This window comes from Catenulispora sp. GAS73 (genome assembly GCF_041262085.1).
Lineage (GTDB): Bacteria > Actinomycetota > Actinomycetes > Streptomycetales > Catenulisporaceae > Catenulispora.
This window is the reverse complement of record NZ_JBGCCM010000003.1, coordinates 362210-376058: the sequence shown is the minus strand read 5'-3', so window position 1 is coordinate 376058 and position 13849 is coordinate 362210. Positions and strand designations below refer to the sequence as shown.

The following is a 13849-nucleotide window of genomic DNA, read 5'->3' as shown; positions in this document are numbered from 1 at the left end:
AGATGCGCAGTGGTCTGTATCCGGAGGGAACCGCGAGGGCTCAGCTCGCGAGCACCACGTCGATGAGCGCCCGCGCGGCGGCCGAGGAGCGGCGTTCGGCCGGGGTCAGGAGTGAGACCTCGAACTCCCGCGTCGGAGCCACCGGGCGCAGCGCCACCGGGCGGGATCCGACGGTCAGCGAGGGGCTGAGGAACGCGTAGCCGAAGCCGGCGCGGACCAGGTCGACGGCGGTCGGGATGTCGGTCACCTCGACGGCGATCACGCGGTGCAGGCCCGCGCCCAGGAACAGGCGGTCCACGCCGTTCCGGATGCCCCAGCCGACCGGGAAGTCGACGAAGCGCGCGCCGTCGAGCTCGTCGAGCGGGACGACGTCCCGGTCGGCGAGCGGGTCGTCGGCGGGGCAGGCCAGCCGCATCGGCTCGGAGGCCAGCCGGTGCGCCGTCACGCCGGGCGGGTACTCGCCGGGAAGCGCGGCGAACGCCATGTCCAGATCCCCGTCGGCGACGCGGGCGGCCAGTTCGGCCGATCCCTTCTGCGCGGTGATGGGGATGATCCGCACCGCCGGGCGCTCCCGGTGGTAGCGCATCAGCATCGCGGCCATGTCGATCAAGTGCAGAGAGTGCATGATGCCGACCCGGACCGTGCCGCGCAGGCCGCCCTGCGCGGCGGCGACCGCGTCCCGCGCCACGTCTACCGCGGACAGGACGTTGCGCGCCTCGGCGAGCAGGGCGCGGCCGGTGTCGGTGAGCTCCACCTGGTGCGTGGTGCGGTCGAAGAGCCGTCCGCCGAGCTCACGCTCCAGGGACCGGATCGAGACCGACAGCGTCGACTGGACCAGGTGCAGCCGGGCGGCAGCACGGGTGAAGCCGCGCTCCTCGGCGACCGCGACGAAGTGCTCCAGGTGCCTGAGCTCCACGTTTATGTCTCTCATCGATGATCGTGATGATTTCTTTTCGTTGTACATCATAAGCGTTGGCGCGCACGCTAGTCGCATGACAGTGATTTCGAATGGAACCTCGGCGCCGTCGGGTTCGGCGGCGGCAACGGCGACCCGGGACGCCGATCACGCCCGCCGGCGCCGCCATCACTCGTTCGGGTTCTGGGCCGCGGCGGCCGCCTTCCTGGTGAACATGGGCTTCTCGGCGGTGCCCACCCCGCTCTACGTCCTCTACCAGCGCCGCGACCACTTCTCGACGATCACGCTCACCGTCGTCTTCGGCGCCTACGCGATCGGCGTGGTCGCCAGCCTGTTCTTCGGCGGCCACCTGTCGGACCGGCTGGGCCGCAAGCGGGTGCTGGTCCCGGCGCTGCTGGTGAACGTGGTCAGCGGCCTGATCTTCGTGCTCGCACCGAGCCTGGCCGGACTGCTCGTGGCCCGCGTCGTCTCCGGCGTCTCGATCGGCCTGACCACCGCGACGGCCACCGCCTACCTGTCCGAGCTTCACCGCGAGCGGCTCGCCCACGGATCGGAGTCCACGCGCTCCTCCCAGACGGCACGCTCCTCCCAGACAGCACGCTCCTCTCAGACAGCACAGATCGTGGCGACCGCCGCGAACCTCGGCGGCATCGGCGTCGGCCCGCTGATCGCCGGACTCCTCGCGCAGTACGCGCCGCAACCGCTGCGCCTGTCGTACTACGTGTTCGGCGCGACGCTCCTGGTGCTGTCCCTGTTCATCGCCCTCTCCCCCGAGACCACCGACCGCCCCGAGCCGATGCCCCGCTACCGCCCGCAGCGCATCGCGGTGCCGCCGCACGCCCGCCCCATGTTCCTCGCCGCCACGGCGACCGGCGCGGCCACGTTCGCCGTCTACGGCGTCTTCACCTCGCTGGCCCCGTCGTTCCTGGCCGGCACCCTGCACCAGACCTCGCACGCGGTGGCCGGCGCGGTGGCCTTCACCGCCTTCGCCGCCGGCGCGCTCGCCCAGATCGCGATGAGCCGCGCGGGACTGCGCACCACGCTCCGCACCGGCCCGCTGCTGCTGATCCCCGGCCTGGCCCTGATGATCGCTGGAATGTGGCTGCCGGACCTCACCACCTTCGTGATCGGCGGCGCCCTGGCCGGCGCCGGCGCCGGGATCTCCTTCCGCGCCGCGATCACCGCCGCCGCCTCGACCGCCGCCCCGGAATCCCGGGCAGAGGTCCTGGCAGGGTTCTTCCTCGGTGCCTACGTCGGCCTGACCGTGCCGGTGGTCGGCCTGGGCATCGCGACCCAGCACGTCTCCGCCCGCAGCGCCATGGTGGTGTTCGCGGCGCTGGTCATCGTCGCCGTGGTGGCCTGCACGCGGGTGGTGCGGGTGGCCGCGGACAAATAAGACCGACGACTGAGACCGCTGATCACCTGAAGCGTTTGACCAGCCAGAGCCTTCGACCAGCTAGAGAGCATCTCTTGACAGCGCTCGTCGCACGCGAGTTCACTCCTGTCCCTGAGAGCGCTCTCCAGCGCTGGTATCACAGACATCCGCTACGAAGGCTAGGTGGAATGTGATTCAACGTAAACGTTTCCGCTTCCCGCGCACCCTGGGGCGCGCGGGCCGGACTCTGACGATCGCGGCGGCGGCGTTGGGCCTGGTGACAGCCTCCGCCCTCACCGCGTCGGCATCCGCGCCGCGCGCCGCGTCCGCGTCCGGTTCCACCTCCGCGATCGCCGCACACCAGAGTCCTGCGACGCTCCCGCCCACCGGCGGCGCCCTCGGCCCGAACGTGATCGTGTTCGATCCGACGATGTCTCAGGCCTCGATCCAGAGCACACTGAACACGATCGCGACCCAGCAGGTCCCGAACCAGTTCGGCACCGAGCGCTACGCCTTGCTCTTCAAGCCCGGGACCTACGGCTCCGTCGCGGATCCGCTGATCTTCCAGGTCGGCTACTACACCAGCGTCGCCGGCCTGGGCCCGACTCCGGACCGCACGGTCATCAACGGCTCGCTCGACGTCTACAACCAGTGCCTCGGCAGCCAGACCAACTGCAACGCCACCGACAACTTCTGGCGCTCGGTGACGAACCTGACGATCAACGTCGCCGGCGGGAACGGCTGCCAGGCGAACACCGAGTTCTGGGCCGCCTCGCAGGCCTCTCCGCTGCGCCGGGTCGTCGTCAACGGCAACGTGAGCCTGATGGACTACTGCGACGGCTCGCCGGACTACGCCAGCGGCGGCTTCATCGCCGACTCCCGGTTCACCGGCGGCACGGTCATCAACGGCTCGCAACAGCAGTACATCACCCGCGACACCGCCCTCGACGGCTGGACCAACGGCGTCTGGAACCAGGTCTTCTGCGGGGACCCCGGCGCTCCGGCCCAGAGCTTCGCCGCGAACTCCGGAGACCCCGGCGGCCCGGCCCCCTACACGACGCTGGCCACCTGCCCGGTCACCAAGGAGGCCCCGTACCTCTACCTCGACGACTCCGGCCAGTACCGGGTCTTCGTCCCCTCGCTCCAGAAGAATTCGAGCGGACCGAGCTGGGCCGCGGGCCCCACTCCCGGGGCCTCGCTACCGCTGAGCAAGTTCTACGTCGTGACCCCGGCAAGCACCGTCACGCAGATCAACACGGCGCTGCTGGTCGGCGACGACCTGCTGTTCACCCCGGGCGTCTACAACGTCCCGCGGACGATCCACGTCCTGTGGCCGAACACGCAGATCGTCGGCCTCGGCTTCCCCACCCTCGTCCCGACCGACGGCAACGTCACCATGGACGTCGCCGACACCGGCGGCACCACGCTGTCCGGCCTGATCTTCGACGCCGGACCGGTCAAGTCGCGGGCCCTGCTCGACGTGGCGCCGCTGCCCTTCCCGGTCAGCCACGCCGACGACCCGATCTCCGTCGACGACGTGTTCTTCCGGGTCGGCGGCGCGACCGCCGGCACCGTGACCGACGCCTTCGTGGACAACAGCAACGGCTCCATCCTCGACGACGTCTGGATCTGGCGCGCGGACCACGGCGCGGGCGCCGGGACCTGGACCTCCGACCAGGCCGACACCGGTCTGACCGTCAACGGGAACGCGGTCACGGCCTACGGCCTCGCGGTCGAGCACTTCCAGAAGAACGAGACGGTCTGGAACGGACAGCAGGGCACTGTCATCTTCTTCCAGAACGAGAACCCGTACGAGGTGCCGAACCAGGCCTCGTGGATGGCGAGCCCGACGCAGAACGGCTATCCCGCATTCCTGGTCGGCAAGCACGTGAAGACCTTCCAGGGCTACGGCATGGGCAGCTACACGTTCTTCAACCAGGGCGTGGACATCCAGAACTCGATGGCGTTCCAGGCGCCGTCGAGCCCCGGAGTCCAGTTCCACGACATCCTGTCGGTGTTCCTCACGGGCTCCGGCGGCATCCAGTCGGTCATCAACGGCAAGGGCGCACCGGTCAGCTCGACGTTCGTCGGGCCGAGCGACGTCGTCTCGTACCCTTAGCAGTACCCGTAACAGAGTACTGATTTCTCGGGCCAGGCCGCCGCGAGGCGGCCTGGCCCCTTTGCTCAGACCCGCAGCGTCTTCAGCGCCCCGGCCCAGGCCTCAAGCTGGTCGAACAGGACCGTGGCGGCGTCATCGTGCTGCGGGCCCGGGTGGAAGACGGAGAAGTTCTCGAAGTCGGTGAACATCGAGAAGGACAGCTGCTGACGGACCGTGGCCATCTGGAGCTCGCTGGCGATCGCCCGCAGGTGCTCGATGGCCCGGGCCCCGCCGAGGGATCCGTAGGAGACGAAGCCGGCCGCCTTGTTGTTCCACTCCGCGTGCAGGTAGTCGATCGCGTTCTTCAGCACGCCGGACGTGGAGTGGTTGTACTCGGGGCTGACGAATATGAACCCGTCGAACGCGGCGATGGTCGCGGCCCAGGCCTTGGTGTGCTCCCCCGCGTACTGGCCCATGGCCGGCGGCAGGGCCTCGTCCAGGTGCGGCAGCGGGTAGTCGGCCAGGTCCACCAGCTCGTACTTCGCGCCGGTGCGCGCCGCGGCCTTCTCCATGACCCAGTCGGCCACGGCCTTGCCGTTGCGGCCGGGCCGGGTGCTGCCGAGGATGACCGCGATCTTCAAGTCGCTCATGATGCTTCCGTTCTGTGAGTGTGCTGGAGGGAGTGTGCTGGAGGCGGGGTCGCCGCGCTCCACGATAAACGGACTTTACCCCGATTAACATTCCCGCCGGTACCATGGCCCCCATGGACCGCCCCGTTCTGCCTCTGGGCTCACCGCCCATAGGTGCACCGCCGACCGAACGCGCCGACGCCGTGCGCAACCGCAAGCACCTGCTGGCCACGGCCCGCGAGATGCTGGCCGAACAGTGCGGCTCGGACGGCCTGACCATGGACGGCCTGGCCGAACGGGCCGGGCTCGGCAAGGGCACAGTGTTCCGCCGGTTCGGCACCCGCGCGGGGATCTTCCAGGCGCTACTCGAAGACGACGAGCGCGACTTCCAGGAGCAGGTGCTGGCCGGACCCGCGCCGCTGGGCCCCGGCGCCCCGGCGATGGACCGCCTGATCGCCTACGGCGAGGCCAGGATCGCCTTCATGATCAGGAACCGCGACATCGCGCGCGCCACCCTCGACGGCCGGCAGCCGATTCCGGCCGGGACGGAGTCGCCGCTGTCCCGGACGCACATCCGCATGCTGTTGGGGCAGCTGCAGCTCGACGGCGCCGACCTGGAGATGCTCGCCATCCAGCTCACCGCCGCCTTGGACGGACCCATGCTGCTCTACCTGTCGTCCTCCGACCTCACCGAGCCCACCGGCATCGAGGACCGGATCGGCCAGGCCTGGCAGGACCTCATCCGGCGCCTGTGCGGCGCATAGTCCGCGTGTCCTCTGGCCTCCGCCCATGAAGCGGGGTAAAGTCCGCTTGGAGACGAGGAGGCCCCGCCACGCCCCGTGGCAGGCCGGTGGACCGACGGATTGGACAACGAGACCATGCCTCTCACCGGGGAGTACCAGCCCAGCGCGTTCGACTTCAGCCGCGACCAGGTCGAGCTCTACGAACGCTCCGGAGGCACCGAGGGCACGGAGAACCAGGGCAAGCCGGTCATCGTGCTGACCTCGGTGGGCGCCAAGTCCGGCAAGCTGCGCAAGACACCGCTGATGCGCGTCGAGCACGACGGCGAATACGCGGTCGTCGCCTCCCTCGGCGGCGCGCCCAAGCACCCCGTCTGGTTCTACAACCTGACCGCGAACCCGCACGTGGAGCTCCAGGACGGCCCGGTCAAGAAGGACTACCAGGCCCGGGAGGTCCACGACGAGGAATACGAGACCTGGTTCGAGCGCGCCGTCGCCGTCTGGCCGGACTACGCCGAGTACCAGAAGAAGACCAGCAGGAAGATGCCGATCTTCGTCCTCACCCCGTTCCAGGCATAAGAACGCGCGCCCAACCGGAACACGTCGCGCGGCGAGTCAGTCGGCCCGGAGAACGTTCGCCCAGGGCTCGTCGACCTCGGCCAGACCCAGCACCGCGACCACGTTGTCGAGCATTCCGGCGCCGAACCAGCGCCGGACGGCTTCGTCGTCGCCGCCGAGCAGGTCTCGGACGGTGTCGACCTGCTTGGCGTAGCACCGACGCACGGCCTGCGCCACCAGCGGCTCGCCGGCAGCGCAGTTCGCGTGCATGAGGAAACGCAGGATGGCCGGGTCCGCGACGAGGGCGGCGTAGCCGCCGCGCGCCGCGTCCAGCGCCGCCTCGGATCCCGGCCCGGCCCCGCCCGGAGCCGGCGAGTGCGCGAGCAGGGTTTCGGTCATCACGACGGACACGTGGTCGACAGCCGCGGCGAACAATGCTTCCTTGTTCGCGTACAGGCGGTAGAGATAGGGCTGCGAGACGCCGACCCAATCGGCGATCTCGTGCGTCGTCGTGCCGTAGAAGCCCTTTTGCGCGAAGCAACCGACCGCGGCGGCCACGATGGCCTGACGTCGTTCGTCGCTCTTCGTGCTAGTGCCGGCGGCGGGCATGGGCATCAGTTAAACACGGCCGTTCCTCAGCTTCCAAAAGTCACGCCGAGCTCTGGAACCGCCGGGACCGCCGCGACGTCGTCCGGCGTCAGGGCCTCGATCGCCACCAGCGGGTTCCAGTAGTCGAGGTAGTGCGTGATGAGCCCGTCGCCATCGGTCCGGACGACGGAGATGCACGTCTGCCCGTACGGCTTGCCGGTCGGCAGCGCAGTGCCCTTCGAACGGAATTCCGCGATCGCCAGACGCGGGTCGACCGTGTCGTGGAACACCAGGTCGACGAACTCGACGTCGAACGTCTCAGGAAAATGACTCATGTGCTCCAACAACGCCTCGCGCCCCTTCACCTGCCGAGGCACGCCGGCCGGCGCGTACGGGAACTCAAGCACCCCGTCCGGGGCGAACAGCGCCACCCACTCGGCCGTGCTCCCCGCGGCGGTGAGGCGCAGATGCTCGGCCACGGCGTGCTGCGCGGCGGTGCGGCGGCTGGCGCCGTCTTCCTTGGCTGTCATGCTCACTCCTAGGTTAGTGGTCGCTCTATAACTTACTCCCCGGTGTCAACGCCGCGCAGATACGACGGCGTGGCCAGCATGTTGCCGGTGACGGCGGCGACGAAGGCGGCGGTGATCGGGTCCGGCCGGACGCGCGTGTAGACGGACAGTTCGCGGCTGACCGGCGGCTCCGGCCACAACAGCTTGCCGGCGAAACCCGGCGGCACGACGTTGCCGGGGACGAGCGTCAGCCCCAGTCCCTCCTGAGCCAAGGACAGGGCCGAGGGTGCCTGTTCGGTGCGGATCGCGGGGAGCGGCTCGAACCCGGCCGCCCCGCACGCGGCGTCGAGGATGTCGCACAGTCCGCTCGGCGGGGTGAAGTGCACCCACTGTCGCCCTGCCAGGTCGGCGAGGCGGACAGCGCCTCCGGTCTGGCCGAGGTCGCTGTCGGCCGGAGCGGCGATGACGAACTCTTCGACGCCGATCACCTCGACGGGGCCGCTCCAGTTCGGCGGGGTGGGACCGACCGCGACGTCGGCCTGTCCGGCCTCCATGGCGGCGATGAGGTCTTCGGTGCGACGGAATTCGACGAGGCGGACCTGGACGTCCGGATAGCTGGCGCGCCAGTGGTGCAGGGCTTTGGGCAGAACGCCGACGCTGATCGAGTACAGAGTGCCGACATGCAGCTCGCCGGCGTCCACCCCCGAGGCGCGCTTGGCCGCGCTCGCCGTACGTTCGGCGTGGGCGAGGCTGGCCCGGGCGTGCGGCAGAGCCGTTCGGCCCGCCGGGGTGAGGCGGATGTCGCGCGGCAGACGCTCCAGGAGCGGGCCGCCCAGTTCTCGTTCCAGCGCCTGGATCTGGTGCGACAGACCGGGCTGGGAGACGTGCAGCTCGGCGGCGGCCGCGGTGAAGGATCCGGTGTCGACGACGGCGACGAAGTATTCGAGCTGACGCAAGGTGACTGCCATGCAGCCAAGTTATCGCAATCAGAACTTCTACAAGTTGGACATATGGAAACGGCGCGCGGAGGATGAACGCATCCGGTTCGGCATGACGCTGAGCCACTTGATGATCACGGAGTCCGCCATGTCTTCCGGTCGCTTCCCGCACCGCGCGGTGCGCGCGTTGGCCGTCTCAGGGTGCGCAGGTCTGCTCGCACTCACCGCCGCGTGCGGTGCCGGCCATCCGGCAGCCAAGCAGGCGTCAGCCGCCGCACCGAACGGTGTGGCACTGGCTGCGCAGGCCAGCGATATGCACCATACCCCCGGTCCCAATCCGTACCAGTACTTGCCGCGCGTGCCGTCCTTCGATCTCGACAGCACCACGGTGAAGAACGGCAGACCGCTGCCGGCCGCCCAGCAGTCCGGCGTGTTCGGAGCCCCCGGCGGCAAGGACATCTCGCCGGAGCTGTCGTGGTCGGGCTTCCCCAAGGCGACCAAGAGCTTCGTGGTCACCATGTACGACCCGCAGGCCCCGACCGGAAGCGGCTTCTGGCACTGGGTCGTGGCCGACATCCCGGCCGGCACCACCTCCCTGCCGCTGAACGCCGGGGCGCCGAACGGCACCGCGCTGCCGGCCGGCGCGCTGGAACTCGGCGGCGACTCCGGGATGCACCGCTACATCGGCGGCGCACCGCCGAAGGGCAGCGGCCTGCACTACTACTACATCACCGTCACCGCGCTGGACGTCCCGAAGTCCGGCGTCGGCGCGGATGCCAGCGGCGCGTTCCTCGGCTTCTCCATCGCAGGCCACACCATCGCCCGCGCGACGATCATCTGCCCGACCGAACTGAAGTAGTCCCGACCCACCATCGACGCTGTCGCCCCATAGGAGGGCCTTCCCATGCCTGATCTTCGCATCCTGGCCCTGCACGGCTACCACGGCAGCGCCGACACCCTGCGCCGGCAGATGCAACCGCTGGCGTCGTCCCTGCGCGGCGTGGATTTCGTGTACGTCGACGCCCCGTCGCTGGCCGAGCGGGACTTCGGCTGGTGGCACTCCCCCGCGCGCGGCTGGGACCGCAGCCGCGCGTGGGTTCTCGACCTGTTCGCGGCACAGCCCCGGTTCGACGGCGTCTTCGGCTTCAGTCAGGGTGCCGCGATGACCGGACTCCTGGCCGGGATGCGGGAAGCACACCGTGGCGATCGGCAGTCGCCGATCGCGTTCGACTTCGCCGTCATGGTCGGCGGCTTCAAGAACGACGCACCGCAGCACGCCGAGATCTACCGCCCCCGGTTCGCCGTCCCGTCGGTCCACATCATCGGCCACGCCGACCGGGTCATTCCCCCGCACGAGTCCCGGGACCTCGCCGACCAGTTCGTCGATCCCCTGATCCTGACGCACGCCGGGGGCCACGTCGTCCCGAACACCCCCGCGGTGGTCGACGGCCTCACCCGGTTCCTGGACCGCGTCCGGGCAGATCAGCCGGCAGGGCCGCCGGTACGCCTGTAACCGGCGTGTTATGCCCCGGCGGCGACAGTGGTGTGGTGAGATCCCCGCACCACGATAGGAGCCGCGCGTGTCGACCGTGAGCTCCTACTCCGCACGGCCGGCCCGCCACCGGTCCGGACCGACCCCGCAGCGGCCAGCCGGCCTGCCTGGCACAGGCCGGCTGTGGTCGCGGGCGTTGCTGCTGGTCATCTGGGCCGGTGTGCCGGCCGTCCTGGCACTGTGGTGGCAGAACACCATCCCCGGCTCGCTGCGCGGAGGCGGGGACTACGTGACCGCCGCCGGGCGCCTGACCGGCCTGCTGGCCGCCTACCTGCTGCTGGTCCTGGTCGCGCTCATGGCGCGCGTCCCCTGGCTGGAGAACCGGGTCGGCTCGGACGTGGTGGCGCGGTACCACCGGGCGCTCGGCGAGTACACCGTCGCGCTGGCGCTCGCCCACGCGGTGCTGATCATCCTCGGCTACGCGTGGCAGTCCGGCACCAATCCGGTCGCCGAGACCGGCACCGTCGTCCTGCACTACCCGGACGTGCTGCTGTCCGCCTTCGGCCTGGCCCTGCTGGTGCTGGTCGGGGTGGTCTCGGCGCGCGCGGTACGCCGCAAACTGCCGTATGAGACCTGGTATCACGTCCATCTGCTGGTCTACGCCGCCATCGCGCTCGCCTTCGCGCACGAGTTCGCCGTCGGCACGGACTTCTCAGCCTCGGCGCGCAACCGGCTGCTGTGGTCCGGCGCCCACATCGCGGTGGCCTCGGCGGTACTGGTCTTCCGGGTCCTGGTGCCGCTGCGCCGCTCGCTGCGGCACCAGGTGCGGGTGGCCCGCGTCGTGGCGCAGGGGCCGGGCGTGGTGTCGATCTACTTCACCGGACATGCTCTGGACGAGTTGGGCGCCGAGGCCGGCCAGTTCCTGCGCTGGCGCTTCCTGGCCCGCGGCCTGTGGTGGCAGTCGCATCCCTACTCGCTGTCCGCCGACCCGGAGCTGGGCCAGTGGCGGATCACGGTGAAGAACCTCGGAGACTCCAGTGCCGCGCTCACCCGGCTGCACCCCGGTACCCGGGTCTGGTTCGAGGGCCCCTACGGCACCTTCACCGAAAGGCGCCGCGACCAGGCCCGCAAGGTACTGCTGATCGCGGGCGGCGCCGGCATCACCCCGATCCGCGCGCTCTACGAGAGCCTGCCCGGCGCCGGCACCGACGTGATCCTCCTCTACCGCGCCTCGCACCCCGAGGACCTGGTCCTCTACCCCGAACTGGAGGACATCGCCCGCCTGCGCGGCTTCGGTCTCTACCCGGTGGTCGGCCCCCGCACCGGGCCCCGCGGCGACCCGCTGTCCGCCGCCCGCCTGCGTCACAGCGTGCCCGACATCGAGCAGCGGGACGTGTACCTGTGCGGACCGGCCGGGATGGCCGAGGCCGCCGAGGCGCAGCTGCGGCGGGTGGGCGTCCCACGGCGGCGGATCCACCGCGAAGCGTTCGAGTTCTAGGAGGGAAACCGCCATGCGCAAGACCACGATGGCGCTGGTCACCACCAGCGCCGGACTCGCGGTGATCATCGGGGCCAAGGCCGAGTCCGCCGGGGCCCCGAAGCCCGCGCTGACCGCCTCCGCCAAGCAGCCCGGCGCCTCCTCGCACGGGGGCGGCGCCCCCGCGAACTCCACCACCGGCTCCAGCGGCACCCCCTCAAGTGGCAGCTCGACCGGCGGCGCCGGCGGCCAACCGTCCAGTTCACCCAAGACCGTCGCGGTCAGCGGGAGCTTCACCGGCAGCGTGGTCGACACCCGCTACGGTCCGATGCAGGTCCAGGCCGTGCTGAGCGCCGGGAAGCTCACCGACGTCACCGTGCTCCAGCAGACCACCGGCGGCCACAGCTCCCAGATCGACTCCTACGCCCTGCCCCAGCTCAAGTCCGAGGCGATCAAGGCGCAGAACGCCAACATCGACGCCGTCTCGGGCGCCACCTACACCTCCGCCGGCTACGCGCAGTCCCTGCAGGCCGCTCTCGACGCGGCCCACCGGTGACCGTCATGCGGACCGCCGCACCTACCGCCGGCAGGCCCGGGTCCGCGAGAGGATGACCGCATGCGGATCCTGATCGCCGAGGACGAACAGCGCCTGGCCGCACGCATCGCCGAAGGGCTGCGGGACCAGGGCATGGCGGTGGACGTCAGCCACGACGGCGACGACGCCCTGTACAAGATCGACGTCAACGCGTCCTACGACGTCCTCGTGCTGGACCGCGACCTGCCCGGCGTCCACGGCGACGAGATCTGCCGCCGCCTGTCCGGCCGGGCCGACGCCCCCATGATCCTCATGCTCACCGCCCTGTCCGGGCCCGGCGACCGGGTCGACGGCCTCAGCCTGGGCGCCGACGACTACCTCGGCAAACCCTTCTCCTTCCCCGAACTCACCTTGCGCATCAGGGCCCTGGCCCGCCGTGGCCGCTCGCACACCGCCGTGCTCAGCCACGGCGACCTCACGATGGACACGCTGCGCCGCACCGTCCACCGCGCCGGCCGCCCGATCCCCCTGACCGCCAAGGAGTTCGCCCTGCTCCAGGTGCTGCTCACCGCGGACGGCGCCGTTCTCAGCCAGGAGCAACTCCTGGAGCGCGCCTGGGACGAGAACGCCGACCCGTTCACCAACACCGTCCGGGTCACGGTCAACCGGCTGCGCCGCAAACTCGGGCCGCCAGAGCTGGTGGAGACCGTCGTCGGCGCCGGCTACCGGATCGTTCCATGACCGTCCGCCCGCCCAAGCCGCCCCGCTGGCTGCGGCTGCCGCCGCTGACCATCCGCACCCGCCTCACCCTCGCCTACGCCACGTTGTTCACCGTCGGCGGCACCGCGCTGCTGCTCACCCTCACCTTCGCCTTCTACCACGCGATCTTCACCCCGCTGCCCGCCAGCCAGATCCCCGGCCGCATGGACCCCGACCACGACCACTTCATCGGCCTCAGCGACCAGATCCGCGACTCCGCCGCCTCCCACCTGCTCCGCGACGCCTTCCTGCTGCTCCTGCTGGTCGTCGCCGTCTCCGCGCTGCTCGGCTGGTACGTCGCCGGCCGGATGCTGCGCCCCATCGCCGCGATCACCGCCGCCGCCCGGCGCGCCAGCCGGACGACCCTGCACGAACGCCTCAACCTCACCGGGCCCGCCGACGAACTCAAAGAACTGGGCGACACCTTCGACGCGATGCTGGAGCGCCTCGACACCGCGTTCGCAGCCCAGCGCCGCTTCGTCGCCAACGCCAGCCACGAACTGCGCACCCCCCTGGCCGTCACCCGAGCCGCCACCGAGGTCACCCTCGCCAAATCCGAACCCACCCAGGAACAGTGGCGCGGCATGGCCCAGGACGTCGCGCAGGCCACCGATCGCGCTCAGCGCCTGATCGAGGCCCTGCTCGTCCTGGCCCGCTCCGATCAGCACCTGACCGACGTCGAGGAAGACGACCTCGCCGACATCACCGCCGAAGCCCTCGACCACACCGCCGTGAGAGCCCAGGCGCGCGCCCTGCGTGTCGTGAGCCGACTGGATCCCGCGCCCCTGCGCGGCAACATCGCCCTGCTCGACATCGCGGTCACGAATCTGCTGGAGAACGCCGTCAAGTACAACGACGACGCCGGCCTGCTCCAGGTGAGCACCCGCGCCGTCCGCCACCCGGCCGAGGCCGCGCACCCCGGCGCCTGGGCCGAACTGACCGTCGCCAACGACGGCCCGCATCTCGAACCCGACACCGTGGAGCGGTTCTTCGAGCCCTTCCACCGTGGCGACCGGACCCGCCTGTCCAGCGCGATCCCCACCCCGGACGGCGCCGGCCTGGGCCTGTCCATCGTCGACGCCGTCATCCGCGCCCACGACGGCCTCCTGACCGCCGCCGCCCGCCCCGAGGGCGGCCTGACCATCACCGTGCTGCTCCCCGCGGCCGCGAACCTGCGCCGGAATTAACGCAGGATGTACAACCGCGTCATAGAGCGGTGACCAGCCGAGATGACT

At 70.4% G+C, this 13849-nt stretch carries 15 protein-coding genes; 10 read left to right on the top strand and 5 right to left on the bottom strand.

Features of this window, described 5'->3' with window-relative positions; genetic code table 11:
• Positions 1-40 precede the first annotated feature (40 nt).
• The gene (locus ABH935_RS06665) at positions 41-931 is read right to left on the bottom strand and encodes a LysR family transcriptional regulator (protein ID WP_370376871.1); all 891 of its coding nucleotides are present in this window, start codon (positions 929-931) and stop codon (positions 41-43) included.
• Positions 932-992: 61 nt separating this feature from the next.
• Between ABH935_RS06665 and ABH935_RS06660 the strand changes: the two genes are divergently transcribed.
• Positions 993-2312 (top strand): MFS transporter, encoded by a 1320-nt coding sequence (locus ABH935_RS06660; protein WP_370376870.1) that lies wholly within the window; start codon positions 993-995, stop codon positions 2310-2312.
• Positions 2313-2481: 169 nt separating this feature from the next.
• On the top strand, positions 2482-4410 hold the full coding sequence (locus tag ABH935_RS06655; protein WP_370376869.1) for a hypothetical protein: 1929 nt from the start codon (positions 2482-2484) through the stop codon (positions 4408-4410).
• 65 nt (positions 4411-4475) lie between these two features.
• On the opposite strand, the gene ABH935_RS06650 is transcribed toward ABH935_RS06655, so the two are convergent.
• Positions 4476-5039: an NADPH-dependent FMN reductase gene (locus ABH935_RS06650; protein ID WP_370376868.1), complete on the bottom strand. Its 564-nt coding sequence runs from the start codon at positions 5037-5039 to the stop codon at positions 4476-4478.
• A gap of 113 nt (positions 5040-5152) precedes the next feature.
• Here ABH935_RS06650 and ABH935_RS06645 point away from each other — a divergent pair, with 113 nt between their 5' ends.
• Positions 5153-5782 carry a TetR/AcrR family transcriptional regulator gene (locus tag ABH935_RS06645; RefSeq protein ID WP_370376867.1) on the top strand — a complete coding sequence of 210 codons (630 nt, stop codon included), beginning with the start codon at positions 5153-5155 and terminating at the stop codon, positions 5780-5782.
• Positions 5783-5896: 114 nt separating this feature from the next.
• A complete protein-coding gene (locus tag ABH935_RS06640; RefSeq protein WP_370376866.1) occupies positions 5897-6337 on the top strand; it encodes a nitroreductase family deazaflavin-dependent oxidoreductase in 441 nt (146 codons plus the stop codon).
• Between the two features lie 36 nt (positions 6338-6373).
• Here the strand turns inward: ABH935_RS06640 and ABH935_RS06635 are convergent, their stop codons facing one another.
• The 3 genes from ABH935_RS06635 to ABH935_RS06625 are packed head-to-tail and all read right to left on the bottom strand — an operon-like array spanning position 6374 to position 8381.
• Complete coding sequence (locus ABH935_RS06635) at positions 6374-6925, bottom strand: TetR/AcrR family transcriptional regulator (RefSeq protein WP_370376865.1); 552 nt, start codon at positions 6923-6925, stop codon at positions 6374-6376.
• A 26-nt stretch (positions 6926-6951) separates the two neighbouring features.
• Positions 6952-7434, bottom strand: a complete 483-nt coding sequence (locus ABH935_RS06630; RefSeq protein ID WP_370376864.1) for a nuclear transport factor 2 family protein — start codon at positions 7432-7434, stop codon at positions 6952-6954.
• A 32-nt stretch (positions 7435-7466) separates the two neighbouring features.
• Positions 7467-8381, bottom strand: coding sequence for a LysR family transcriptional regulator (locus tag ABH935_RS06625; protein WP_370376863.1), 915 nt, complete (start codon positions 8379-8381; stop codon positions 7467-7469).
• Between the two features lie 283 nt (positions 8382-8664).
• Between ABH935_RS06625 and ABH935_RS06620 the strand changes: the two genes are divergently transcribed.
• The 6 genes from ABH935_RS06620 to ABH935_RS06595 all read left to right on the top strand — a co-directional run bounded on the left by ABH935_RS06620 (position 8665) and on the right by ABH935_RS06595 (position 13801).
• On the top strand, positions 8665-9210 hold the full coding sequence (locus ABH935_RS06620; protein ID WP_370376950.1) for a YbhB/YbcL family Raf kinase inhibitor-like protein: 546 nt from the start codon (positions 8665-8667) through the stop codon (positions 9208-9210).
• 45 nt (positions 9211-9255) lie between these two features.
• Positions 9256-9864, top strand: a complete 609-nt coding sequence (locus tag ABH935_RS06615) for a hypothetical protein (RefSeq protein ID WP_370376862.1) — start codon at positions 9256-9258, stop codon at positions 9862-9864.
• A 67-nt stretch (positions 9865-9931) separates the two neighbouring features.
• Positions 9932-11341: a ferric reductase-like transmembrane domain-containing protein gene (locus ABH935_RS06610; RefSeq protein WP_370376861.1), complete on the top strand. Its 1410-nt coding sequence runs from the start codon at positions 9932-9934 to the stop codon at positions 11339-11341.
• A gap of 13 nt (positions 11342-11354) precedes the next feature.
• Entirely contained in the window at positions 11355-11876 is a 522-nt protein-coding gene (locus ABH935_RS06605; RefSeq protein WP_370376860.1) for an FMN-binding protein, read from the top strand.
• A 60-nt stretch (positions 11877-11936) separates the two neighbouring features.
• On the top strand, positions 11937-12596 hold the full coding sequence (locus ABH935_RS06600; RefSeq protein ID WP_370376859.1) for a response regulator transcription factor: 660 nt from the start codon (positions 11937-11939) through the stop codon (positions 12594-12596).
• Positions 12593-13801, top strand: coding sequence for a sensor histidine kinase (locus ABH935_RS06595; protein WP_370376858.1), 1209 nt, complete (start codon positions 12593-12595; stop codon positions 13799-13801). The genes ABH935_RS06600 and ABH935_RS06595 overlap by 4 nt, the downstream gene beginning before the upstream one ends.
• Positions 13802-13849 lie beyond the last annotated feature (48 nt).